This window comes from Microbispora sitophila (assembly GCF_014892245.1).
GTDB lineage: Bacteria > Actinomycetota > Actinomycetes > Streptosporangiales > Streptosporangiaceae > Microbispora > Microbispora siamensis.
In genome coordinates this window covers 54456-77923 of the sequence record NZ_JADBGC010000005.1, presented here as the reverse complement: position 1 = coordinate 77923, position 23468 = coordinate 54456, and the positions used below count along the sequence as shown (strand labels likewise).

The following is a 23468-nucleotide window of genomic DNA, read 5'->3' as shown; positions in this document are numbered from 1 at the left end:
CGTAGACACCAGGATCACCTCGTGCCGTGACCGGAGGACGACGACCGCGATGCGCTGGCGCACGGTCAACTCCCCTCTCTCGGTCAAGGCGCGCGCCGCGGCGTGGCGGCGCGCGTGATCAGTGGCGAGTGTACGGAAACCGCCCCGGGGCCGGAAAACGGTTTTCCGCTTCGTCGGGGCGGCCTCGCACGCGGCCCTACTCCTGCGGGTACGCGCCGGTGGCCAGGCCGTAGGCGACGGCGTAGCGGTGGCCGAGGACGCCCGCGACGTTTCCCCGGCCGACGACGGTGCCGGGGGGAAGCTCGCGGGCCAGCACGCCGAGCACCTCGTCGTCTCCGGCCGGACCGCCCACGACCACGACGCTCCCTCCGCCACGCCCGCCCGGAATGTTCAGGGTGTTCAGCGCGCGGCGTACGGTGGCCCCGAGGACCTCGCGCTTCACCGCGAGGCGGAGGGTGCGCCATTCGGCCGGGCTCATGGCGCTGGAGAACGGCAGCGGCCCGGCCGGGCCCGGGACGGCGAGCCAGCCGACCGAGCCGGGCGGGGCGGGCGAGTCGAGGAACACCCGCGAGCCGTCCTCGCCCAGTGAGACGTGAGGCGTCTCGAGCCGTACGCAGGGCCCGCGCTTCACCCAGTCGGCCGCGCCCCGGGGGATGCCGAGCACCGCGGCCACGGCCGCCGTGAGCAGGTCACCGGCGCCCGCGGCCACGACCTCGCCCGGCGGGCCGACGACGTCGACCGTGCCGCCGCCCAGGTCCACGACCAGGGAGTTCCGATCCGCGCCGGGGGTGGTGAGGGCTCCCGCACGGGCCGCCGCCGCCTCGCTCGGGGCCCGCCGTACGGAAACCGTCCCGCTGCCCGCGAGCCGATCCGCCGGCGTGCGGGCGGCGGCCTCGTCCGGCCGCGCCGGCCCCGACGAGACGGCGGGGCCTGGTGATCCCATGTCGAGGCGTACGGGCGGCGCGGCGGGGGCGGAGGCCGACATCTCGGCCACCAGCAGGGACCTGGATCGGCTCGTCCCCGCGCGAGCACCAGCCGCCGCGGCCACCCGGCTCAGGTCGGCCACCGCCCGCTCGACCGTCGCTTCCGGAGCATTTGGTCCGACCGAATCGGCCTGGCGCCGCGCGAACCGGGCGACGACGGCGCAGGAGACGTCGTACAACTCCGTACAGATCGCGGGCGCGTCGTCCCGCTCGCCGAGGCGCGCGGCGACGAACAGCGCGTCGGACAGGTGGCGCAGCGGACGCCCTGGCGGGCGCACCTCAACGGCGACCCGTTCCGCGGCGGCGACCGCCGTGACGTCGACCTGGTCGGCGACGGGCAGCGGCCTTCCGATCCGGTTCGCGATCAGGCGGCCCTCGTCGCCCTCGGCCAGCACGCCCAGCAGTGGAATCCCGGCGTCCAGCGCCGCTCGGATGAGCCGGGCGGCCTCGGCGTATCCCAGGTCGCGCGGCACGAGCGCGATCACGTCCTCACCGCGGGGCAGGTCACCCGGCGTCAGGAGCAGGGGACGCCCGACCGCGACGCCCTCCCCTCCGGGGGTGGGGCTGCCCGCGGCGACGATCCGGAGGCGTCCGGTTCCGGCCGCGACGACGGGCACCTCCACGGTGGTCGTGCACACCGGGCGCATGGGGGCCATGACGACCTCGGCCGCGGCCTCGCCCAGCCCCCGCTCCAGGCGGCGCAGCAGGGCCGCCGCCCCGGCCAGCGACGACGGCGAGCCCTTCGGGCCGCGCGTGACGACCCTGTCCCAGGCCACCGGAACTCCGTCGCGGACGATCACGATCTCCGTGGTCGCGTTGCCGACGTCCACGCCCGCGACGAGCCCGCTCACCGGGTCAGGCCCCGCCGTACGTACACGTCCCGGGCCTGCCGGACGAGCGCGGCGTTGCGTGGGCAGCCGTGCTCCTCCAGCCAGCCGGCCAGCGCGGACAGCTCCCCGGCCGTGGCGCGGCGCGGGCGCAGCGCCTCGTAGACGCGCATCACCTCCTCGTCGGAGATGCGGGCCAGTTCGGCGGCGCGGCGCAGGTTGGCGGCGAGCTGGGGGTTGCCGTGCCGCTCGGCGGCCACGGCCTGCGTCTCCAGCGTCTCGGGGTGGATGCGCAGGTCGTCGGCCGACACCTCGCCCCGCCGCACGGCCTCCAGCGTCACCGCCTCGACCGGCCGCCCCGAGTAGGCGCGCAGGCGCGGGTTCATGCCGGTCATCGGCCGCCTCTTCCGCCGTTCCCGGCGAGCGGACGGCCCGTGCGAGCGCCCGCGTGAGCGTACGTCAAAGAACCAACTCCTCGGGCAGGGCGCCGGGCCGGCAGTGGGCGCGTTCGATGGCGACGAGCGAGACGACCTTCGTGTGGTAGCGGGCCTCGATCGCCTCGTCCGTATACGGGTTGCGGGCGGGCTCGGGGGCGCCACCCTTGGCGTGGCGGCCCGCGTTCACGCCCATGAGCCGATAGTCGGCGGCCGACAGCACCGGGGCGATGCTGTACAGCTCCAGGTTGGCCAGCGGCGCGAGGTCACGGCGGTGGATGAGCGCGGTGCCCTTGGCCTGAAGGCCGATGCCGATGCCCGAGCCCGCGAGCCGGGCAGCCGACAGGCCGATCATGCCGAGGTCGATGGTGTCGCAGAAGCGGACGATCCGGGCCGTGCAGCCCTCCTCCTCCAGCCCGGCGAGCAGTTCGCGCAGGACGTCCACCACGGGCAGCCCCGAGAGCGTGACCCAGATGTCGCGGCCGGTCGCGGGGGAGACGCCGACGACGACCTCGCGCGGGTCCCCGCCCTGTCCGGCCGGGCCCGCCGGGCGCAGCGCGTCGCGGGCGTGGGCGGCCTGCTCGCGGCGCAGGTCCTCGACCGAGCGCTGCTGCCGGATCGCGTCGATCTCCGCCTGCCGTTCGGGCGAGGGCTCGTATCCCGTGCCCGGCCCGGAGTAGTCGTTGGGATCGGTGACCAGCGACAGCACGCGCATGTCCGGCGTGAGGATGGCCGCCGTCTGCAGGCAGTCGCCCGCGACGCGCACCTTGAGCATGTCGAGCAGCCGCTCGGCCTCCGGCTCGAAGCCCGTCTCGTACAACGCCGTCACCACGTCGGCCATGGTGAGGCCGGTCTCGCGGATGGTCCGGGCGGCGTGGGTGACGGCGACCGGGTCCCCGGGGGCGAGGTCCTTCGAGCCGGCCGCGTCCACGGCGGCGGCCACCTGCTCGTCGGTGAAGTCGGCCAGGCCGAACCACTCGTACACCGCGCGCACGGCCTGCGCGGCGCGTTCGCGCAGCGCCGCGACGTCCGTGGGGTCGGCCGTGCGCAGCCCGCCGTCCACCCCCCAGTCGCGCTGCATGGCGAGGTAGTCGTCGACGTCCTCGGCGTTCCAGTTGGACGGGCCGAACATGTTGTCGTACCGCTGGATCGAGCCGAAACCGCTGCAGATGAAGTCGGAGCCCGCCAGGAAGATGGGCAGCGTGCGGGAGGTCCTGCGCACGTCCGACTCCGACATCAGCGCGTCGTTGCCAGAGCAGGACTCCAGGTTCCTCGCCATCACCATGACGTTCTCGGCCATGAGTTCGCGCACGCCGCGCGGCACGGCGCCCGCGACACTGGCGCCGTCGATGCCGCCGTTCTGCACGCCCTGCGCGCCCATCGCCCGGGCGAGCGACACGCAGCGCGACTCCAGGTAGAGCATCGACCGGCGTTCGGCCCCGCCCATCAGCACCTCGGCCCCGGCCCCGGACGAGACCCGCATCTTGATGCCCCGGGAGGCGTACGCGCTGGTCAGGAAGGCCTTCGACCACGGCGTGTCGTCGCCGTCGGTGAAGACCTGCTCGGTGCCGTAGAGCGAGACCGTCTCGGCGTACGACACGAAGCCGCGCAGGCCGAGCTCCAGTTCGAGCGCCTCCTCGACCGAGCACTGCACGAGCACGCCCGGCGAGCCGACCGCCGCGCCGATCGAGACGGCGACCGCGTTGGACGGCGCGTCGGCCAGCACGGGCACGGTGGTCTCCAGCTCGCGGAAGCCGAAGGCGGCGGCGGTCGCCGCGTCGGCCGCGAGCAGCAGCGGGTCGTCGAGCCGGTTGGTGACGTGTGCCTGGTTCGACGGGGTGCGCCGGGCCCGCAGCTTGGTCATCGCCATCACCAGCTCGGCGGGCCGCAGCAGCGCCAGCACCCGGGCCAGCTTGGCCGGGGTCGTCCCGGCGCACAGCCGTACGACCTCGGCGCGGGGCACGCCCGGGTCGACCATCATGCGGGCAAGTGCGACGTCGGGCAGCGCCATCGCCTCGGCGGCCACCGCGAGGTCGAGGCCGTGCGCGGCGATGAACGCGTCGACGGAGTCGAACTCGTCCGCCCGGACGCCGTCCATCTCCACGACCACGCCGTCCTCGACGACCAGGCCGGGCTCGGGGTCGTACGGCGAGGCCAGCGCGACCAGGCCCAGCTCGGGGTTCTCGACGGCGAACCCGTCGAGGTTGACCCGCTGGGCGTCCATGAACCTGACCCGCCCGACGGGCCGCTCCGCATGAGGACCGGTCACAGGGCAGCCGCCATCGCGCGCAGCCGGGCGTGCGCCCCGCCCATGGGGGCGGCGCCCTTCAGCACGGCCTTCGGCAGCTTGGCGGTCATCGTGTAGACCGTGTCCACGACGTTGGCGACCGGGGTGAGCGCCGCCTGCGAGACGAGCTGGTAGGCGTCGAGCGTGGACAGCCCGGTCTCGGCGGCCAGCCACTTCGTCAGCTCCGCGTGGGCGATGCGGAACGCGTCCTCGAGCGGTTTCGCTGAGCCGGTGGTGATGATGAAGTCGTCGTTCTCCAGCCGGGGCCAGGGACAGGGCGCCCCCTTGATCAGGTCGACGATCACGACCGTGTCCATGGCCGTCTCGACCGCGACCCCGCAGGTCTCGCCCTCGCCCTGGCGGGCGTGGCCGTCGCCGAAGGAGAACAGCGCGCCCTCGACGTTGACGCCCAGGTAGCAGGTGGTCCCTGCGCGCATCTCCGGGGTGTCCATGTTGCCGCCCCAGTCGCCCGGCGCGAGCGAACTGCGCACCTCGCCCAGGGCGGGCGCCACGCCGACCGTGCCGTGCATCGGGTCGAGCGGCAGGTCCACCTCGTAGGGCGACTCCAGGGCGCTGTAGCGGACGAGGCGGGCCTGCCGGTCGATCTCGTAGATCCAGGTGCGCTCCGGCAGGGCCTCGTGCAGCAGCGCGGTGGTGCCGGTGCCGGTGAGCGCGCCGAAGAAGGGCACGGTCGTGCTGACGCCGCGCGCCTCCCTCGGCTCGATGGACACGAAGTGGACGGCGAGCGTGTCCCCGGGCTCGGCCCCCTCGATGTAGAAGGGGCCGGTCTGGGGGTTGATGAACCGCGGGTCGCAGACCTCCGAGACCCGGTCGCTCGCCGACCTGACCCGGCCGGCGAAGCAGTCGCGGGTCCAGGTCGACAAGGCCGTGCCCGGTTTGATCGACAGCACGGGCGCGGCGCCGCCGAAGGTGTAGGTCAGGCCCGCCGGGTCCGCCTCGGGATCGAGGTCGTACGACACCGTCATCGTCTACTCCTTAGTCGCGCTCGACCGTGTCCTCGAGGACGATTCGGCCGATGATCTCGTACTTCACCGGGTTGCGGGCCCTGAGGTAGAGGGCGAAGCCGCCGCCGAGCACCGCGAAGGCGAGCACGATGTAGGGGATCAGCGTGAAGAACAGGGTGTTGGACGCGTCGCCCGCCGCGGCCTCCTGGTTCTGGAACAGCAGGAAGACGACGTACAGCATGGCCAGGCCGCCGACCAGCGGGGCGAGCAGCGTGCGCCAGAAGCTCTTCGTCTCCGGGTGCTTCTTCTTCACGTGGAAGAAGCCGATGACGGAGAACGAGCACATCGCCTGCACGATGAGGATCGCCAGCGTGCCGAGCACGGCGAGCAGCGTGTAGATGTGGATGTAGGGGTCCATCCCGGCGAAGAAGAACGCCAGCACGATCACGACCGAGATGCCGGTCTGCACGAAGCCGGCGATGTGCGGCGAGCCGTGCTTGGGGTGGGTGGCGCCGATGGTCTTCGCGGTGCCGGGGAACAGGTTCTCCCGGCCGAGGGCGTAGAGGTAGCGCGAGGCGCAGTTGTGGAACGCCATCGAGCAGGCGAACGACCCGGTCAGGATCAGGATCTTGAACAGGTCGACGGCCCAGGTGCCGATCATCTCCTGTGTGGGGTTGAAGAAGATGCCGGCGAACTCCTTGGCGGCGATCTCCGGCGCCTTCACGCCGTTGGCCGCGACCACCATCCACGACACGAACGTGTAGAACAGGCCGATGCCGACGACGGAGACGAGCGTGGCCCGGGGGACGATGCGCTTGGGGTCGCGCGACTCCTCGCCGTACATGGCGGTGGACTCGAAGCCCACCCACGACCAGAAGCACATGAACAGGCCGAGACCGACCGCGCCGGCGGCCAGGCCGTTGGTCGCGAACGCGTTGATCGGGTTGATCGAGGAGGCCATCAGCCCGTCGGGACCGCCGCCGTGGAACAAGGTCACGACCGCGGTCAGGCCGAGCATGAAGATCTCGGTGACCAGGAAGACGCCGAGGACCTTGGCGGTCAGGTTGATGTCGAAGTAGGTGAGGATCGCGTTGAGCGCAAGGCCGAAGAAGGCGAACCACAGCCAGTGGATGTCGACGCCCGCCATGGTCTTGAAGGTGTCGTTGGCCGAGTAGGCGAAGAACCCGATGATCGAGGCCTCGAACACGACGTACGCCATCGTCGCGAGCATCCCCGCGACCATTCCGGCGACCTGGCCGAGGCCGTGGGAGATGTAGCCGTAGAAGGCCCCGGCAGCGGTGATGTGCTTGGCCATCGCGGTGTAGCCGACCGAGAAGACGGTCAGCACGATCGTCGCGAACAGGTAGCCCGCCGGCGCCCCCAGGCCGTTGCCGAAGCCGAGCGCGATGGGCACGTTGCCCGTCATGGCGGTGATGGGGGCGGCGGTGGCCACCGCCATGAAGATGACGCCGACCAGTCCGACGGCGTCCTTGCGCAACCGGCTGACGCCCGGGGTCTCGGCGGATGACGTCACCGCCTGTGTCTCAAAGGTGCTCAAAGCAGTGCCTCCGGGAGACCATGGTGGGGGTGGGGGATATGTGTGACATGTCACACAAGGTGCGCAAATCGTGCCACTCCATGGTTTGCCCGGGCAAGACCCTTGGTGTTTCGTAGTCCTCACTACGAGAACCGTTGACGTTTAAGGTGTGACCGGTGTCTTATTTGGTCCTACCGATTCACGGACCGATGGGACCGGGATGCTGGACTACGGGCTGTTCACCTTTGCGGACAAGGACGAGGTTCTCGAGAAGTCCTCGGCGTACTGGAACCCGGGGAAGACCCAGTTCTGGATCGACTCCGGTGTTCCGCTGGTCATCGACCGCAGAGAGGGCTACTTCCTCTACGACGTCTCCGGTAAGCGCCTGATCGACGTCCACCTCAACGGCGGCACCTACAACCTGGGGCACCGCAACCCGGAGGTCGTGGCCGCGCTGAAGCAGGCGATGGACCACTTCGACATCGGCAACCACCACTTCCCCTCGCTCGCCCGCACCGCGCTGGCCGAGGCGCTGATCGAAACCGGTCCCGAGGGGCTGAGCAAGGTCATCTACGCCAGCGGCGGCGGTGAGGCCATCGACATCGCGCTCAAGACGGCCAGGCACGCGACCGGCAAGCGCAAGATCGTCTCCATCGTCAAGGCGTACCACGGCCACACCGGCCTCGCGGTCGGCACCGGCGACGAGCGCTTCTCCCGGCTGTTCCTCTCGGAGCGGCCGGAGGAGTTCGTCCACGTGCCGTTCAACGACCTGGCCGGGATGGAGGAGGCCCTGCGGGGCCGCGACGTTGCGGCCGTCATCATGGAGACGATCCCCGCGACCTACGGCTTCCCGCTGCCCGACCCCGGCTACCTGGAGAGCGTCAGGCGGCTCTGCGAGACGTACGACGCGCTCTACATCGCCGACGAGGTGCAGACCGGCCTGATGCGCACCGGCGAGCTGTGGGGCATCACCAAGCACGGCATCAGGCCCGACATCCTCGTCACCGGCAAGGGCATCTCCGGCGGCCTCTATCCGATCGCCGCGGTCCTGGTCAGCGAGCGCTGCGCCGGCTGGCTGACCGAGGACGGCTTCGCCCACATGGCGACGTTCGGCGGTGGCGAACTCGGCTGCTTCGCCGCCATGAAGACGCTGGAGATCTGCAACCGGCCCGAGACCCGCTCGATCGTCCACCACGCGTCCGACGTCATCGGCCGCGGACTGGAGCGGATCAGGGACGACAACCCGGGCTGGTTCACCGGCATCAGGCAGAACGGCCTGATCTTCGGCCTGGAGTTCGACCACCCCGAGGGCGCCAAGTTCGTCATGCGGCAGCTCTACGACAACGGCGTGTGGGCCATCTTCTCCACCCTCGACCCCCGGGTCCTGCAGTACAAGCCGGGCATCCTCATCGATCCCGTGCTCACCGAGGAGTTGCTCGACCGTACGGCCGTCGCGATCGCACGGGCCGCGAAGGAGGCTGGAAAGTGACGTCCGGGATGCTGGAGCGGGCACGCTGGGCCGCCCGGGCCTTCGCCCGGTACGACAAGGCGAGCGTGGACCGCATCGTCGCCGCGGTGGCCAGGGCCGGCGCCGACAACGCGACCCGGTACGCGGAGTGGGCCGTGCGCGAGACGGGCTTCGGCGTCGCCGAGCACAAGGCGCTCAAGAACGTGGCCTGCTCCACCGGCCTGGTCGAGGAGTACGCCGGCCACGACTACGTCTCCCCGCGCACGGACGCGGCTCAGAAGATCGTCTCGATCCCGCGGCCGGCCGGGGTGGTGTTCGCGCTGACCCCCTCGACGAACCCGGTCGCCACCGTCTACTTCAAGATCCTGCTGGCGCTGATGACCAGGAACGCGATCGTCATCAGCCCCCACCCGATGGCGAAGGAGTGCTGCGCCGACGCCGCGAGGACGCTCGCCGCGGCGGCGGCCGAGGCGGGCGCGCCGGACGGCGTGATCCAGGTCGTCGAGGAGCCCGCGCTGCCGCTGATCGAGTCGATGATGGCCGACCCCAGGGTCGACGTGATCGTCGCCACCGGCGGCACGCCGGTCGTCCGGGCCGCCTACCGCTCGGGCAACCCCGCGCTCGGCGTCGGCCCCGGCAACGTCCCCGTGTTCGTGGACCGCACCGCCGACCTGGAGTCGGCCGCGCGGCTGATCGTGGACAGCAAGGCGTTCGACAACTCGATCCTGTGCACCAACGAGTCGGTGCTCATCGCGCAGGACGCGATCGCCGACCGGCTGGTCTCGCTGATGCGCGGCGCTCACCTGCTGTCGGCCGCCGACCGCGACCGGGTGCGCGAGGCCGTCTTCCCCGGCGGCCGGTTCGACACCCGCTTCGTCGGCAAGGACGCGACCTGGATCGCCCAGCAGGCCGGCGTACGGGTGCCGCCCGGCACCCGCGTGCTGCTCGCGCCGATCGACCGGCCCATGCCGGAGGAGCCGCTGGCGCACGAGAAGCTCTGCCCGGTGCTCGCCCTGCTGCGCGTGCCGTCCGCGCGGGCCGGGATCGACGCGGCCAGGGCCGTGCTGCGCATCAGCGGCGCCGGCCACTCGGCCGCGATCCACAGCACCGACTCGCGCACGATCATGGAGTACGGCGCGGCCGTGCCGGTGCTGCGCGTCTCGGTCAACTCCGGCAACAGCCTGGGCGGCTCCGGCGTCCACACGAACCTGCCGATCTCCATGACGATCGGCACCGGCTACGTCGGCGGCTCGTCGGCGGGCGAGAACCTCCAGCCGGGCAACCTGGTGAACTGGACGAAGCTCGCCTACCACGTGGACGCGCCGTTCGGCGACTTCGCCGGGCTCGATCCGTGGTCGCCGCCCGACGGCCCGGTGCCGCGCTACCCCGAGCCGTCCAACGCGCGTACGGCTCCCGCCTCCCCGGCGGCCCCGGCTCCACAGGCCGACGTGCTGCGCGAGGAGATCAGGCGGCTCATCCTCGAAGAGCTCGCGTCGCTGGTGAGGTCGTGACATGGCCGAGCTGCGTTCCTTCATCTTCATCGACCAACTGCAGCCGCAGACCATGTGCTACCTCGGCACCTGGATGCGCGGCGCGCTGCCCCGGCTGAACCAGGCCGCGCAGATCATCGAGATCGCCCCCGGGCTCGACATCGAGCCGCTGACCGACGTGGCGCTCAAGCACGCCGACGTGAAGGCCGGCGTGCTGGTGGTCGAGCGGCAGTTCGGCTACCTGGAGTTCCACGGGCAGATCGGCGAGGTGCGGGCGGCGGCCGACGCCGTGCTCGACGCGCTCGGCGCGAGCGCCGCCGACGCCGTGCCGCCCCGCATCCTGGCCTCCGAGATCGTCTCCAGCCTGGACGGGCAGCACGCCTTCCTCATCAACCGCAACCGCGTCGGCTCGCTGGCCCTGCCGGGCGAGTCGCTGTTCGTCCTGGAGTGCCAGCCCGCGTCGTACGCGATCCTCGCGGTGAACGAGGCCGAGAAGGCCGCGGAGATCAAGGTCGTGGACTACCGCATGATGGGCGCGACGGGCCGGGTGTACCTGTCCGGCCGCGAGTCCGACGTGCGCCAGGCCGCCGACGCCGCCCGCCAGGTGCTGGGCGACAGGGCGGGAGCCGTGCGATGACCGCGCTCCCGGCCGACGAGCTGCGGCTGCTGGTCCGCGAGGTGCTTCGCGATCTCCTCCCCGCGATCTCCGCCGCGACCGGGCCGACCGGGTTCGGGTCAGCCACGCCGGCGACACCCGGTGACGCGTCCGCGACCGGCGGGCGGACCGGGCACGTGTCCATGGCCACCGCGCCGGCCGGACACGTGCCCGGTGCAACCGCGGAGACGACCGGCGGAGCGCCCGCGGCCGAACCCGTCGTGATCGGCGGCGACGACGACCTCAACGCGTTCGCGCTGCGGGTCCTCGACCTCGCGGCGGACCCGGCCCGCGCCGCCGCCCTGCGGTCGGGACGGCTGCGGTTCCGCCTGGCCGCCCCCGCACCCACCTCCGCGCCTGCCGCCCAGCCCGTTGTTCAGGAGGCCGTACGCCAGGAGACCGTACGCCGGGAGGTCGTGCGGCACGAGAAGGGGGCCGTCACCGAGCGGCACGTGGCGGCGGCCGCCGCCGCGGGCGCCCGGCTGGTCCTCGGCCGCCGCGCGGTGCTCACGCCGCTCGCCAGGGAGCGCGCCCGCGCCTGCGGGCTCACCGTGGAGAGGGAGGACTGATGCTGCGCGGCACCGTCACGTCGAGCGTGTGGTCGACCAAGCGGGTCGAGGGCATCCCGGCCGGGGCGTTCCTCGAAGTCGAACTCGACGGGGGAGCCCGGCTGATCGCCTTCGACGTGCTCGGCAGCGGCATCGGCGAGCGGGTCCTGATCGTGCAGGGCTCGGTGGCCGCCTCCTGGTTCCCCGCCCAGAAGTCCCCGCCGATCGACGCACTGATCATCGGCTCCATCGACGAAACCGTCTAACCGAAGGAGAGGCACATGGCCAACAACGCGATCGGCCTGATCGAGACCAAGGGCTACGTGGCTGCGCTCGCCGCCGCCGACGCCATGGTCAAGGCGGCCAACGTCACGATCGTCGGACGCGAGCAGGTCGGGTCGGGACTGGTGGCCGTCACGGTCATCGGCGACGTCGGCGCGGTCAAGGCCGCCACCGAGGCCGGGGCGGAGACCGCCTCGAACGTCGGCGAGCTGGTCTCGGTGCACGTCATCCCGCGCCCGCACGCCGACCTCGCCCGCGCGTTCAACCTCTCGACCGGTGAGTAGCGCCGCCCCTGCCCCCCGTTCCCGTGCGCGTGCCGCCGCCAAGGCGGCGGCTCCCGCGGAGCGGCGTACGGCGGAGCTGCGGGTCTACCTGCTGGTGGAGAACCTGCGGCGGCAGTTCACCGCGGCGATGGCCGCGCCCACCAGGGCCCGGGGCTACCCGCCGTACGAGGGGCAGCACGCGCTGATCGTGGAGGTGGCCCCCGGCCTCGCGATCGAGCGGGTCATCGACCTCGCCCTGCGCGCCGTGCCGTCCGTCGAGCCCGGCATCCTGTTCGTCGAGCGGCAGTTCGGCGTGCTGGAGGTGCACGGCTCCTCGCTGGAGGAGGTACGGCGGGCCGGGCAGGCGATCCTCGACGGCATCGGCGCCTCGGCGGGCGACCAGTTGCGGCCCCGGATCCTCTACACCGACGTCATCGAGGACATCACGGACCAGCACGCGGTGCTCATCAACCGCAACCGGCAGGCCTCGATGGTCCTGCCGGGGGAGACGCTGCTGGTCTGCGAGATGACCCCGGCGCTGTTCGCGACCGTGGCGGCCAACGAGGCCGAGGCGGCGGCGCCGGACATCACGCTGGTGGACGTGCAGATGATCGGGTCGGCCGGGCGGCTCTACATCAGCGGCCGCTCCTCCTCGGTGCGTACGGCAAGGGACGCCATCGTCCGCGTCCTCGAGTCCGTCGAGGGCCGCGACCACTGACCGCATCCGCCCCAGACCGAGCGAGCCGACGAGCGACGCGGGAAACACCGAGCGAGCCGGAGGGGCGCGCCGCCGATCTGGACTGAGGAGCGCGCGGGAGCGAAGCGACCAGAGCGCGACGAAGGAAGACGGCGGGTGTGAGCATGGTGAAGCGGGAAACACCGCGCGGGGGAAGATCTGACGGACACTTCCACAGGACCCTTTAGGAGAACGCATGCAGGTCCACGACCTGTCCGGCGGCGACGACGTCCTCGCCCGCATCGAGGGGGTCGCCCGCCGCGCCCTTCGACACTACGACGTTTCCCCCGACGCCTCCGTAACGCTGCTGAACGTCTCGGAGAACGCGACGTTCACGGTCGGCGACGGCGGGCGCCAGGCGATCCTGCGGGTCCACCGGCTCGGTTACCACTCGCTGGAGGCCATCGCCAGCGAGCTCGCCTGGCTGGACGCGCTGCGCGACGAGGCCGGGATCGTCACGCCGCGTGTGCTGCCCGCCCGCGACGGGTCGCGCGTCGTCACCATGCGGGAACCGGGCTCCGATCCTCGCCACTGCGTGATGTTCGAGTTCCTTCCGGGAGCCGAGCCGGCCGAGGACCGGCTGGTGGAGGAGTTCGAACGGCTGGGCGCGCTGACCGCCCGCATGCACCGCCACGCCCGCGCCTGGGCGAGGCCGGCGTCCTTCACCCGGTTCCATTGGGACCTGGACGCCGCCTTCGGCCCGCAGGCGCGCTGGGGCAGGTGGCAGGACGGCGTCGGCGTGGACCGGGAGGCGCACGACGTGCTCGCCCGGCTGGAGGCCGAGCTGCGCCGCAGGCTGGAGCGGTTCGGCAAGGGCCCCGACCGCTACGGTCTCATCCACGCCGACCTGCGCCTGGCCAACCTGCTCGTGGACGGCCAGGCGGGGACCAGCGTCATCGACTTCGACGACTGCGGCCTCGGCTGGTATCTCTACGACCTCGGCGCCGCCGTCAGCTTCATCGAGCACCGGCCCGAGGTGCCGCACATGGCGGAGTCGTGGGTGCGCGGCTACCGGTCCGTGCTCGACCTCCCGAAGGAGGACGAGGCCGAGATCTGGACGTTCATCATGTTCCGCCGCCTCCTCCTCGTGGCGTGGATCGGCTCCCATTCGGCCGCCGACGTCGCCAGGGAACTCGGCGCCGGCTACACCCAGGGCAGCTGCGAGCTGGCCGAGCGTTATCTCAGCGGATCACTCTAAGGAGTCCATGTGTTCACCCCAGTGGCCGGGCGGTCGGTCGTCGTCACCGGCGGCAGCAAGGGCATCGGCAAGGGCATCGCGCGGGTCTTCGCCCGCGCCGGTGCGAACGTCCTCATCGCGGGGCGGGACGAGGAGGCGCTGAAGGCCGCCGCCACCGAGATCGGCGCGTCGTACGTGGTCGCGGACGTTTCCAGGGCCGCGGACTGCGAGCGCATCGCCGAGACGGCGACCGAGCGGCACGGCGGCGTCGACGTGCTGTGCGCCAACGCCGGCATTTTCCCGGACAAGAAGCTCGCCGAGATGACCGAGGCCGACATCGACGAGGTCTTCGGCGTCAACCTCAAGGGCACCATGCTCTGCGTCCGCGCGTGCCTGCCCGCGCTGGAGGCGTCCGGCCACGGGCGGGTCATCCTCACCTCCTCCATCACCGGTCCCTTCACCGGGCTGCCGGGCTGGTCGCACTACGGCGCCAGCAAGGCGGGGCAGCTCGGGTTCATGCGCACCGCCGCGATCGAGCTGGCGCCGAAGGGCATCACGGTCAACGCCGTCCTGCCCGGCAACATCCTGACCGAGGGACTGGCCGACCTGGGGGACGACTACCTGCGCGGGATGGAGGCCGCGATCCCCATGCGGCGGCTCGGCTCGGTCGAGGACATCGGCAACGCCTGCCTGTTCCTCGCCACCGACGAGGCGGCGTTCATCACCGGGCACTCGCTCGTCGTGGACGGCGGCCAGGTCCTGCCCGAATCGCAGGATGCGGTGATCGGATTGTGATCGGTTCTTGGCCGCAGGGATCCGGCATCAGCCGTGGATAAGCCCATTCCCCGCGATCCTCAGATATCAGGTAGCTCTAAGCCGCATACTGTCTGTCGTGGCTGTAGCCCTGTGGTCGAACAGCAACGTCGTCTTCCAGTGGGCATTCGGTGTCGTGTGGTGCCCAAGTATCGGCGGCGCGTACTGGGCGGCCGGATCGAAGAACGTTTGAAGGAACTCATCCGCGAGGTGATGGACGAGAAAGGGGCATGGCTGGTGCAGACGGAGGTCATGCCCGACCACGTTCATCACGGCGTGCACCGGCTGGTTAAGGCCATCAAGGGTCACTCGTCCCGCGTGCTGCATGAGGAGGTTCCCTCCCTGAAGTCCCGGCTCCCGACGTTGTGGACGAACTCCTACTTCTTCGTGGCCACGGTCGGCGGCGCGCCCCTGGCCGTGGTGAAGCGGTACGTCGAGCAGCAGAAGGGCCGTTGAATGCTGACCGGCCGCCGCTACCTGCTGGCGTTCACCTCCGAACAGGAGACCTTCGCCGAACTCGTTGGCGATGTCTGCCGTGCGGTGTGGAACACCGCGTTGGAGCGGCCGCGGCAGCGTGGGGCGTTCATCGGCTACGTAGAGCAGGCCCCCCACCTGCGCGCCGAGTTCGCCCGCCTGCGTTCCCGGTTGCCCATGCTGTGGTCGAGGTCCTCCTCGCGTTACATCGAGACGCAGGACGAGCGCGTCCCCAAGGTGGGTGGCCGTGCGTAGGTCGTACAAGTTCCTGCTGCGCCCCACGGCCAAGCAGGCTGCCGCGCTCGCCGCGTGCCTGGAAGATCACCGGCAGCTCTACAACGCCGCCTTGGAGCACCGGCGCACCGCCTACCGCACGGCGGGCGTCACGGTTCGGTACGGTGACCAGTCCGCAGACTTGACGGACATCCGTGCCGATGACGCCGAGGGTCAGGGCCGGTGGTCGTTCTCCTCTCAGCAGGCCACGCTGCGGCGGTTGGACAAGGCGTTCGCGGCGTTCTTCACGCGGGTCCGCGAGGGCCGTACGCCGGGGTTCCCGCGGTTCAAGGGGCGCGGCTGGTTCGACACGGTGACCTGGCCGAAGGACGGCGACGGCTGCCGGTGGGACTCCCAGCCCGGGCACCCAACCGCGACCTACGTGCGGTTGCAGGGCATCGGCCACGTGCGGGTGCATCAGCACCGCCCAGTCCAGGGCCGGGTGAAGACGATCGCGGTGAAGCGGGAAGGCACCCGCTGGTACGTGATCCTGTCGTGCGAAGACGTGCCCGCGCAGCCGCTGCCCGCGACCGGCGCGGCGGCCGGGATCGACATGGGCGTCGTCTCGCTCGTCACCACCAGTGACGGGGACTCCCTGGCCAACCCGCGCCACCTGAAGGCGTCCGCGGGACGTCTCGCGGCGGCCCAGCGGGCCCTCGCCCGCAAGAAGCGGGGGTCCAAGCGGCACCGTGAGGCGGTGGCGAGGGTGGCGGCGCTGCACGCGAAGGTCCGCCGCCAACGTCTTGATACCGCGCACAAGGCGGCGCTGACCCTGGTTCGCGGCCATGACGTGATCGTGCATGAGGACCTGCGGATCGGGAACATGACCCGCTCGGCTTCGGGCACGATCGAGGCCCCCGGGCGGAACGTCGCGGCCAAGTCCGGGCTGAACCGGAGCATTCTGGACGCGGGTTGGGGGGTGTTCTTGCGTGTGCTCGCGTACAAGGCTGAAAGCGCCGGTCGCGAGCTGATCGCAGTTGATCCCCGCAACACCTCCCGCACCGGCTCGCGTTGCGGGCACTGTGCGAAGGAGAACCGCGTCACCCAAGCCGAGTTCGCCTGTAGGGCGTGTGGGCATGCCGCGCACGCCGACGTGAACGCGGCGATCAACATTCTCAGGGCAGGGCTTGCCCTTCGCGACGCTGCGGAAGCGGCCTAGCGAGAAGCCGCTCCCTTCAGGGAGCGGAGGAGTCACGCTCTGTCATGGTTCGTCCCTGTGAGACGGAAGGGTGAGCAGGTGTCCCGCGACCCGGATGGCGAGAGCGCGGTCGAGGCGGTGCGGCGGGAGGTCCTTCGGCTCATCACGAGCGGCGAGCTCCGGCCGGGCCAGCGGCTCGGCTCGGAGCGCGAGCTGTCCACCCGCATGGGAGTCAGCCGTACGACGCTGCGCCAGGCGCTCGGGCTGCTGGAGCAGGCGGGCGCGGTGCGCCGGGTGCCCGGCAGGGGCGGCGGGACGTTCGTCAGCGGCGGCAAGGTGGAGCGCGACCTGTCGAGCGTGGTCGGCGTGCCGGCGCTGCTGCGCGAGCAGGGCTTCACCGCGGGGTCGCGGGTGGTCAGGGCCACGATCGCGGGCGCCGACGAGGCGACCGCCGCGGCCCTGGGCATGCAGCCGGGCGACCTGGTCACCGAGATCGTCCGCATCAGGTTCGCCGACGGGGTGCCGCTCTCGCTGGAGCAGGCCCGGTTCCCCGCGCTGCGCTTCCCGGGACTGCTGGAGCAGCCCCTCGGCGGGTCGGTCTACGAGCTGCTCGCCGAGCGGTACGGCGTGCGCCCCGCCGACGCGCTCGAACGCATCGAGGCGGTGGCGGCGGGGGAGGAGGAGGCGGCGGTGCTCGGTGTCGAGCCCGGCGTGCCGGTCCTGGCCATCACCCGCACGACCTCCGACGAGCAGGGCCGGGCCTTCGAGTTCTCCCAGGACGTCTTCCGGGGTGACCGCACCCGTGTCCTCGTCCACGTGAGCGGCGCGACCGGCGCCACGCACTCCGCCCGCGAGCAGGGCCGGCTCGTGCGCTTCCCGGAGGTGACGGGGTGACGGCGCACGCGGCCCCCTGGGCGGTGCGGGTGGCGAGCGCGCCCGTCAACTTCGGCGTCTACCGGGCCGACGGCGCGCCGGTGGGGCCGGAGGAGATGCTCGCGACGATGCGCGAGGCAGGGTACGACGGCACCGACTCCGGGCCGATCGGCTACCTGGGCACGGCGCGGACCCTGCCCGAGCGGCTCGCGGCGTACGGCCTCGGGCTCGCCGGCGGCTGGGTGGACCTCCGCTACGACGACCCGGACGGCTTCCGCCAGGACCTGGCCGCGCTGGACGCCGCTCTCGACGTGTTCACCGCCGCCCGCGACGCCGCGCTCGGCGCCGGTTCCGGCGGCACGGAGGGCGGACGGGACGCACGGGCGACCGGGGCGGCCGATCCGCGCTTCGCGCCGCGGCCGACGCTCGCCTGCCCGGACCGGCCCGAGCGGTTCGCCCGCCCCGGCATGCCGGCCGACACCCGGCTCTCCCTGCCCGACGGCGACTGGCCCGCGTACGCCGGGCGGATCGGTGAGGCGGCGGCCCGCTGCCGCGACCGCGGCCTGGAACCCGTCTTCCACCACCATCTGGGCACCGACGTGGAGACGCCTGAGGAGATCGAGCGGCTGCTCGACCTGACCGACGTCTCGCTGTGCCTGGACACCGGGCACCTGTGGCTGGCCGGGGGCAACCCGGTGGCGGCGATCCGCGAATGGTCCTCGCGCATCCGTCAGGTGCACGTCAAGGACGCCTCCCGGGACGTCCTCGCCCGGATCCGCGCGAGCGGCGGCGACCTGTGGGACCTGGTCGCGGCGGGCGGCTTCCCGCCGCTCGGGCAGGGCGACCTGGACCTGCCCGCCGTGCTGGCCGAGCTGCGGCGGTCGGGTTACGAGGGCTGGATCGTGATCGAGCAGGACGTCCCTGCCTTCCGCGCCTCGGACGCCGAGGCCCTGGCGCGGGCCGTCGCCGACCAGCGGGCCAACCGCACCGCCTTCGGCGAGGCCCTCCGCGCCGCAGGCCTCGCCTGATCCCGCCCCACCATCGCGCGTTGGAGGCAGGATTCGACGACGATGGCGGTATGACGACCGCCGCGAATTACGCCGAGTTCGCCGCACGGGAGGCGCACGGCGTGTCTCCGGCGTACGAGCGCCTGGCGCTCGCGGTCTCCCGCGACCGGGAGATGCTCGCGCTGCTCGGCGCGCTCCCGCCGGCGAAGCGGCAGCCGAACCTGCTGTTCGGCGTCGTACGGTTCCTCGGCGGCCCCGTCGAGGACCCCGCCGCGTTCCGCGACTACACCATGGGGAACTGGCCGGCGGTCGAAGCGGAGATGCGCACCCGGGCCACGCAGACGAACGAGGCCGGTCGGTGCGCGGTGCTGCTGCCGGTGCTCGCCGCGCTGCCGCAGCCGCTCGCGCTGCTGGAGGTCGGGGCCTCGGCCGGGCTGTGCCTCTACCCCGACCGGTACGCCTACCGCTACGGCGACCACCTGGTCGGCTCCGGCGAACCGGTCCTGGACTGCGCCGCGACCGGAGTGGCGCCGCCGGCCCGCCTACCCGACGTGGTGTGGCGGGCCGGTCTGGATGTGAACCCGCTCGACGTGACCGATCCCGCCGACGTCGCGTGGCTCGACGCCCTCGTCTGGCCGGAGCACGAGCGGCGGCGGGCCCGGCTGAGGGCGGCGGCGGCCGTCGCCGCGTCCGAGCCGCCGCTGCTCGTGCGCGGCGACCTGGCGGACGACCTGCCGGACCTGGCCGCGAAGGCCCCGGCAGGCGCCACGCTGGTCGTGTTCCACACCTCGGTGCTGTACCAGGTGCCGGCGCCGCGGCGGGAGGCGTTCGCCGAGGTGGTCCGCGGGCTGCCGGGGCATTGGATCGCGAACGAGACCCCCGATGTGCTGCAGCATTGTGGTCTGCCGCACCCTGGTCTGCCGGAGCCGCCCGGCGCCGCGCTGTTCAATGTCCTCGCGCTGGACGGGACGCCGCTCGCCTGGACCCTGTCGCACGGGCAGGCGATGATCTGGTTCGCGTGACCTCGCCCGCCGCTCGCCGCGGGGTGGCTGGTTTGTCGCCCGTCACTGCTATGAATTGCGCCATATTCTGATCTTCACGGAAACGAGTCGTTCGATGGCGTCAGTGATGTTTCGCGATGAGACCGCGACAGGCCGCGCTCTTGCCGAGTTCTCCCTTCCGGACCTGCCCGACCGGATCACGGCCCGTGAGCTGGTGCGTCTGCGCGTCCGTGAGGAAGTGGCCCGTCACAACGCGTCTCCCGCGCCGTACTTCCGCGGTCTGGTCACGCCGACGGACGCCGAGGCGGAGCTGAACGGCTACCGCATGCGCACCACCCGCACGCTCGACTGGGAGAGGCAGGCCGACGCCGCCGAGGCCGCCTTCGCCCGGAACGGCTTCCTGCTGCTGGTCGGCGACCGCCAGATCGAGGACCTCGACACGGAGATCGACCTGACCGCCGATCCCGTGGTGTCGTTCGTCAAGCTCGTCCCCCTGGTCGGAGGCTGACGGTGGACGCGTGGGGCTACCTGAGCCAGGCCGACAAGGACGAGTTCGAGCGGCTGGACGCGGTCTTCGCCCGGGATGAGCCGATGCCCGGCGAGCGGAGCGAGACCTTCGGGCTGTGGGCGCACACCCGGTTCTGCGCCAACCCGGACGACCCGCGCCGTCTCGCGCTCCTGCAGCAGGTGATCGACCACCCGCCCGCCTGGTCCGGGGACACGGTGAGCGGCATGTGGCGAACGGTCTGCGACGCGACGTACCAGTCGGCGGAGGGGGCGGAGGCCCTCTGCCGCCTGCCGCTGGCGGCGACGGCGCGGCTGTCCTATCCCGACAGGCGGGTCGCCCTGCACTGGGTGCCCGACGGCTTCCGGCAGTACCGCGAACAGGTGTGGCCGCTCCTGCGCGACCGGCTGACCGAACTGTTCACCGAACCGGAGACCGGCGACCCCGCCGCCGCCGTCCGCAACGTCCTGTGGGACGACGACGCCTTCACGACGACGCTGGCCGCCGAGTTCGCGTCCCGGCTGGGCACTCCCGAGACGCTGCCGCTGCTGCGGCACTGCGTCACGGCCACCGCGTCCAAGCCCAGCGCCAGGTGGCTCGCGCGTACGGCCCGGCTCCTCGACGCGCGGGCCGGCGAGCTGATAGCCGACGTCCTGCGGCGGCTCGTCGCCCATCGCGAGCACCGGATCCGGCATCCCTACCAGGACGAGGAGTGGACGGAGACGGTCTTCCTGCGCGAGCGCACCGCCGTCGCGCTGCGCGGCATGGTCTGGGCCTGTGAACTCGTCGACGAGCCCTGGGTGACCGGGCTGCTGGGCGACGTCGCCGTGACCACCGGCACCGGGATGGGCGGCTCGGGCGCGAACGCGCGCAGCGAGATGCTGGCCAACGCCGCCATCGGCGTGCTGGCCCGGCGCGGCGGGATCGAGGTGGTCGCCCAGCTGGCCCGCGTCCAGGCCAAGGTGCGGAAGAGGACCATCCTGGCCCTGGTGGACCGCACGCTGGAGGCGGTGGCCGCGCAGAACGGGCTCTCCTCCGAGCAGCTCCTGGAACGCACGGTCCCCACCTTCGGCCTCGATCACGACGGCACGCGCACCGAGCAGGGGCTGCGGCTGTCCCTGACCGGTGCGATCACCTACAACGGCCGCAAGACCATCCCCACGACCGTCGACCGGGAGGTCCTGGCCGAGTTCCGGGCCACCGCGAAGGAGCTGAAGAAGGCGGTGCCCGCCGAGCGCTTCCGGGTCGAGCGCGCGCTGGCCGCCCGGCGGACCTGGTGCTGGAGCGAGGTGTGCGACTACTACCTCGACCACCCCGTCACCGGCTCCTTCGGGCGCAACCTGATCTGGGAGATGCCGCAGGGCCCGGCCGGACTCCCGGTGCGGGGCGACGGGGCCTGGGAGCTCGCCGGCCCGGCCGGGCGGCGCGTCCGGCCGCGCCCCGACGACGAGGTCGTGTTGTGGCATCCGATCGCGCACACCGTGGACGAGGTGCGCGCCTGGCGGGACCGCCTGCTGGAGATCGGCGTGCGACAGCCGTTCAAGCAGGCCTTCCGCGAGGTGTACCTGCTCACCCCCGCCGAGGAGGAGGCCGGTGACCGGTCCCGCCGCTTCGCCGGGCACCTGCTGCGGTACGGCCAGGCCAAGGCGCTGCTGACCGGGCGCGGCTGGACCGGGCTGTCGCTGGGCCACTGGGGCTGGGAGTACGGCTCCGACGAGGCGGAGGCGGCCAGGGAGCTGCCCGGCGGGCTGGCCGCGCACTGGGACTTCCACCTGGACGAGGAGTCGTTCGAGCGCGACGGCGCGGGCAACACGGCGTCCGTCTGCGTCAGCGGCGAACTCTGGTTCACCTCGCCGATCGGCGCGCGCCTTCCGCTGCCGGAGGTGCCCGCGCTCACCTTCTCCGAGGCGCTGCGCGACGCGGACCTCGCGGTCGGCGTCACCTCGACAGGACTGGATCCGGAGGGCCAGGGCGACTACTGGCGGTCCTACGGCTTCGGGGACCTGTCGGAGAACGCCCGGGTGCGGCGTGACGCGCTCGCCCGGTTGCTGCCGCGGCTGGCGATCGCCGATCGGTGCGCGCTGACGGATCGTTTCCTGATGGTGCGGGGTGAGCTGCGTACGTACAAGATCCACCTGGGGTCGGGCAACATTCTGATGGAGCCCAACGACGCCTATCTGTGCATCGTTCCGCGGGGATCGGGCGACCGGGTCTTCCTGCCCTTCGAGGAGGACGGCGGCATGTTGTCGGTCATCGTGTCCAAGGCCTTCCTGCTCGCCGCCGACACCGATATCACCGACCCCACGATCGTCCGTCAGATCCGTCCGTGACTCACCGCGCTGCGGCGCAGCCTGCGCAGGAACGCCCGGAGACCGGACCTCGGGTGCCAGTCGCCGCCGTTTTCCCCGCCGTCCTGCGTGCCGTCCTTCAGGGCCGGTGGGGACGGCTCACCGCCGGATTCGGGCCGGGGCGTGCCGGGGAAGCTCCGGCTGAGCTCGTAGTGCACGGGCAGGGAACGCAGCGTGCGTACGAAGGGGGAGGGACGCCAGGGAAGCCGGTCGGCCGGAAGCGCCGGCTTCAGCGCCGAGAACCGGTCGAGCAGGCGGCGCACCGCGATCGTGGACATCTGCATGGCCAGCCGCTGGCTCGGGCACCTGTGCGGGCCCGCACCCCACGCCAGGTGGGCGCGGGTGCTGCGGACGGTGTCGCGGGTGAGCGCGTCGGCGAACCGCGGGTCGGCGTGCGCGCCCGAGATGGACAGCATCACCGGGTCGCCGGCCGCGAGCGTGAAGCGGCCGAGCTTCACATCCGTCCTGGCGTAGCGGAAGGTCAGGTTGGCCAGCGCCGGGTTGGCCAGGGCGACGCGGTTGACCGCCTCCTCGATCGCGCCGACCGACACGGTCTCCCTGAGTCGCCCGGTGATCACTTCGAGGAGGACGTTGCAGATCAGGCTGCCGGTGAAGTCCAGGAAGCCGGACAGCATGAACAACTCGCGGGCGAGTTCCTCGTCGGTGAGGCCCGGCTTCGCCTCGATCATGTACGACGGCAGGTCGTCGCCGTGCCGCTGCCGTTTGAGCGTCGCCAGTTCCAGGAGTGCGGCGTACAACCGCTGGTACGCCCCGGCGGAGTCGGGGCCGTCCAGCAGGCGCCACTGGTCCTCCACCATGTCCTCGCCCCGCTCGATGGTGACGCCGAGCATGTGGTTGGCGACGAGCAACGGGAACGGCCGCCCGTACTGCGCGGCGAGGTCGGCCTGCCCGGTGGGCCCGCCTTCCGCCATCGCGTCGATGAGGTCGTCGCAGTACCTCACCATGGCGCGTTCCAGTCGCTGCGCCTGCTCGCTTCCGGGCTCCTGGAACGGCCGGAGTCCCGCGATCCAGGCGCCGCGCAGGCCCCGGTGCCTCTCCCCGTCGTGGAAACCCGAGTTGTCGGCCTGCAGGAGGGCGAGCAGCGGCCAGTCGGCGGGAACGCGCCCCTCCGCGTACGCCCGCCAGTTGTCCACGCGCTTGCTCCACACGTCGCGCGCGTTCTGCATGACGTGCAGCACCTCGTCGTAGCCGAGCACGAACCAGACCGGCACGCCGAGAAGGTCGACCGGGGCCACCGGGCCGTACCGGGCGCGCAGGCGCTCGTGGACGAGCGCGGGATCGGCCTCGTAGTCAGCGGTGAGCAGGGACTCCAGGGGTAACGAGATGAGCCCTTCCACGGCCGACGCGGACCATCTTTCCGAGA

22 protein-coding genes and 1 pseudogene are annotated in these 23468 nt (G+C 72.1%); 17 read left to right on the top strand and 6 right to left on the bottom strand.

Annotated features, from left to right (window positions below; genetic code table 11):
* Positions 1-196 precede the first annotated feature (196 nt).
* From IL992_RS10525 to IL992_RS10505, 5 genes are all read right to left on the bottom strand, one after another.
* Positions 197-1834: a diol dehydratase reactivase ATPase-like domain-containing protein gene (locus IL992_RS10525; RefSeq protein WP_193203144.1), complete on the bottom strand. Its 1638-nt coding sequence runs from the start codon at positions 1832-1834 to the stop codon at positions 197-199.
* The gene (locus IL992_RS10520; RefSeq protein ID WP_226872701.1) at positions 1831-2205 is read right to left on the bottom strand and encodes a diol dehydratase small subunit; all 375 of its coding nucleotides are present in this window, start codon (positions 2203-2205) and stop codon (positions 1831-1833) included. The genes IL992_RS10525 and IL992_RS10520 overlap by 4 nt, the downstream gene beginning before the upstream one ends.
* A 64-nt stretch (positions 2206-2269) precedes the next feature.
* Positions 2270-4513 carry a propanediol/glycerol family dehydratase large subunit gene (locus tag IL992_RS10515; RefSeq protein WP_319018467.1) on the bottom strand — a complete coding sequence of 748 codons (2244 nt, stop codon included), beginning with the start codon at positions 4511-4513 and terminating at the stop codon, positions 2270-2272.
* Entirely contained in the window at positions 4510-5517 is a 1008-nt protein-coding gene (locus IL992_RS10510; protein ID WP_193203143.1) for an acetamidase/formamidase family protein, read from the bottom strand. Before IL992_RS10510 ends, IL992_RS10515 begins: the two co-directional genes overlap by 4 nt.
* A 10-nt stretch (positions 5518-5527) precedes the next feature.
* Positions 5528-7030, bottom strand: a complete 1503-nt coding sequence (locus tag IL992_RS10505) for an APC family permease (protein ID WP_319018466.1) — start codon at positions 7028-7030, stop codon at positions 5528-5530.
* Positions 7031-7253: 223 nt separating this feature from the next.
* On the opposite strand from IL992_RS10505, the gene IL992_RS10500 reads away from it, so the two are divergent.
* From IL992_RS10500 to IL992_RS48270, 17 genes and pseudogenes are all read left to right on the top strand, one after another.
* Positions 7254-8522: a class-III pyridoxal-phosphate-dependent aminotransferase gene (locus IL992_RS10500; protein ID WP_193203142.1), complete on the top strand. Its 1269-nt coding sequence runs from the start codon at positions 7254-7256 to the stop codon at positions 8520-8522.
* A complete protein-coding gene (locus IL992_RS10495) occupies positions 8519-10012 on the top strand; it encodes an aldehyde dehydrogenase family protein (protein ID WP_319018465.1) in 1494 nt (497 codons plus the stop codon). Before IL992_RS10500 ends, IL992_RS10495 begins: the two co-directional genes overlap by 4 nt.
* Before the next feature lies 1 nt (position 10013).
* On the top strand, positions 10014-10628 hold the full coding sequence (locus IL992_RS10490; RefSeq protein WP_193203141.1) for a BMC domain-containing protein: 615 nt from the start codon (positions 10014-10016) through the stop codon (positions 10626-10628).
* Positions 10625-11215 carry a hypothetical protein gene (locus IL992_RS10485; protein WP_193203140.1) on the top strand — a complete coding sequence of 197 codons (591 nt, stop codon included), beginning with the start codon at positions 10625-10627 and terminating at the stop codon, positions 11213-11215. Before IL992_RS10490 ends, IL992_RS10485 begins: the two co-directional genes overlap by 4 nt.
* On the top strand, positions 11215-11460 hold the full coding sequence (locus IL992_RS10480; protein WP_079317478.1) for a EutN/CcmL family microcompartment protein: 246 nt from the start codon (positions 11215-11217) through the stop codon (positions 11458-11460). The genes IL992_RS10485 and IL992_RS10480 overlap by 1 nt, the downstream gene beginning before the upstream one ends.
* Positions 11461-11475: 15 nt before the next feature.
* Positions 11476-11760 (top strand): BMC domain-containing protein, encoded by a 285-nt coding sequence (locus IL992_RS10475; RefSeq protein WP_079317476.1) that lies wholly within the window; start codon positions 11476-11478, stop codon positions 11758-11760.
* On the top strand, positions 11753-12457 hold the full coding sequence (locus tag IL992_RS10470) for a hypothetical protein (RefSeq protein WP_256862933.1): 705 nt from the start codon (positions 11753-11755) through the stop codon (positions 12455-12457). The genes IL992_RS10475 and IL992_RS10470 overlap by 8 nt, the downstream gene beginning before the upstream one ends.
* Before the next feature lie 214 nt (positions 12458-12671).
* On the top strand, positions 12672-13673 hold the full coding sequence (locus IL992_RS10465) for a phosphotransferase enzyme family protein (protein ID WP_193203139.1): 1002 nt from the start codon (positions 12672-12674) through the stop codon (positions 13671-13673).
* Positions 13674-13682: 9 nt separating this feature from the next.
* Positions 13683-14447, top strand: a complete 765-nt coding sequence (gene fabG, locus IL992_RS10460) for a 3-oxoacyl-ACP reductase FabG (protein ID WP_193203138.1) — start codon at positions 13683-13685, stop codon at positions 14445-14447.
* Positions 14448-14544: 97 nt separating this feature from the next.
* Positions 14545-14921, top strand: a pseudogene (tnpA, locus tag IL992_RS10455) (IS200/IS605 family transposase).
* A complete protein-coding gene (locus tag IL992_RS46005; RefSeq protein WP_226872700.1) occupies positions 14922-15194 on the top strand; it encodes a helix-turn-helix domain-containing protein in 273 nt (90 codons plus the stop codon). It begins immediately after the preceding pseudogene.
* Positions 15187-16371: an RNA-guided endonuclease InsQ/TnpB family protein gene (locus IL992_RS10445; RefSeq protein WP_319018464.1), complete on the top strand. Its 1185-nt coding sequence runs from the start codon at positions 15187-15189 to the stop codon at positions 16369-16371. The genes IL992_RS46005 and IL992_RS10445 overlap by 8 nt, the downstream gene beginning before the upstream one ends.
* A 57-nt stretch (positions 16372-16428) precedes the next feature.
* Positions 16429-17244 (top strand): GntR family transcriptional regulator, encoded by an 816-nt coding sequence (locus IL992_RS10440; protein ID WP_193203136.1) that lies wholly within the window; start codon positions 16429-16431, stop codon positions 17242-17244.
* A complete protein-coding gene (locus IL992_RS48275) occupies positions 17241-18251 on the top strand; it encodes a sugar phosphate isomerase/epimerase family protein (protein WP_319018463.1) in 1011 nt (336 codons plus the stop codon). The genes IL992_RS10440 and IL992_RS48275 overlap by 4 nt, the downstream gene beginning before the upstream one ends.
* Positions 18252-18301: 50 nt before the next feature.
* Positions 18302-19252: a DUF2332 domain-containing protein gene (locus tag IL992_RS10430; protein WP_193203135.1), complete on the top strand. Its 951-nt coding sequence runs from the start codon at positions 18302-18304 to the stop codon at positions 19250-19252.
* Between the two features lie 106 nt (positions 19253-19358).
* Positions 19359-19739: a hypothetical protein gene (locus IL992_RS10425; protein ID WP_226872699.1), complete on the top strand. Its 381-nt coding sequence runs from the start codon at positions 19359-19361 to the stop codon at positions 19737-19739.
* A 2-nt stretch (positions 19740-19741) separates the two neighbouring features.
* Positions 19742-22066 (top strand): DUF4132 domain-containing protein, encoded by a 2325-nt coding sequence (locus IL992_RS48270; RefSeq protein WP_193203133.1) that lies wholly within the window; start codon positions 19742-19744, stop codon positions 22064-22066.
* Here IL992_RS48270 and IL992_RS48265 read toward each other — a convergent pair.
* On the bottom strand, positions 22051-23442 hold the full coding sequence (locus tag IL992_RS48265) for a cytochrome P450 (RefSeq protein ID WP_193203132.1): 1392 nt from the start codon (positions 23440-23442) through the stop codon (positions 22051-22053). The genes IL992_RS48270 and IL992_RS48265 overlap by 16 nt on opposite strands.
* Positions 23443-23468 lie beyond the last annotated feature (26 nt).

What these genes read in the sequence shown, in the direction of transcription:
- IL992_RS10520 (WP_226872701.1), bottom strand. Translation starts at nt 2,205, where the DNA reads ATGACCGGCATGAACCCGCGCCTGCGCGCCTACTCGGGGCGGCCGGTC.
- IL992_RS10465 (WP_193203139.1), top strand. Translation starts at nt 12,672, where the DNA reads ATGCAGGTCCACGACCTGTCCGGCGGCGACGACGTCCTCGCCCGCATC.
- IL992_RS10490 (WP_193203141.1), top strand. Translation starts at nt 10,014, where the DNA reads ATGGCCGAGCTGCGTTCCTTCATCTTCATCGACCAACTGCAGCCGCAG.
- IL992_RS10500 (WP_193203142.1), top strand. Translation starts at nt 7,254, where the DNA reads ATGCTGGACTACGGGCTGTTCACCTTTGCGGACAAGGACGAGGTTCTC.
- IL992_RS10485 (WP_193203140.1), top strand. Translation starts at nt 10,625, where the DNA reads ATGACCGCGCTCCCGGCCGACGAGCTGCGGCTGCTGGTCCGCGAGGTG.
- IL992_RS10480 (WP_079317478.1), top strand. Translation starts at nt 11,215, where the DNA reads ATGCTGCGCGGCACCGTCACGTCGAGCGTGTGGTCGACCAAGCGGGTC.
- IL992_RS10510 (WP_193203143.1), bottom strand. Translation starts at nt 5,517, where the DNA reads ATGACGGTGTCGTACGACCTCGATCCCGAGGCGGACCCGGCGGGCCTG.
- IL992_RS10475 (WP_079317476.1), top strand. Translation starts at nt 11,476, where the DNA reads ATGGCCAACAACGCGATCGGCCTGATCGAGACCAAGGGCTACGTGGCT.
- IL992_RS46005 (WP_226872700.1), top strand. Translation starts at nt 14,922, where the DNA reads ATGCTGACCGGCCGCCGCTACCTGCTGGCGTTCACCTCCGAACAGGAG.
- IL992_RS10430 (WP_193203135.1), top strand. Translation starts at nt 18,302, where the DNA reads ATGACGACCGCCGCGAATTACGCCGAGTTCGCCGCACGGGAGGCGCAC.
- IL992_RS10425 (WP_226872699.1), top strand. Translation starts at nt 19,359, where the DNA reads ATGTTTCGCGATGAGACCGCGACAGGCCGCGCTCTTGCCGAGTTCTCC.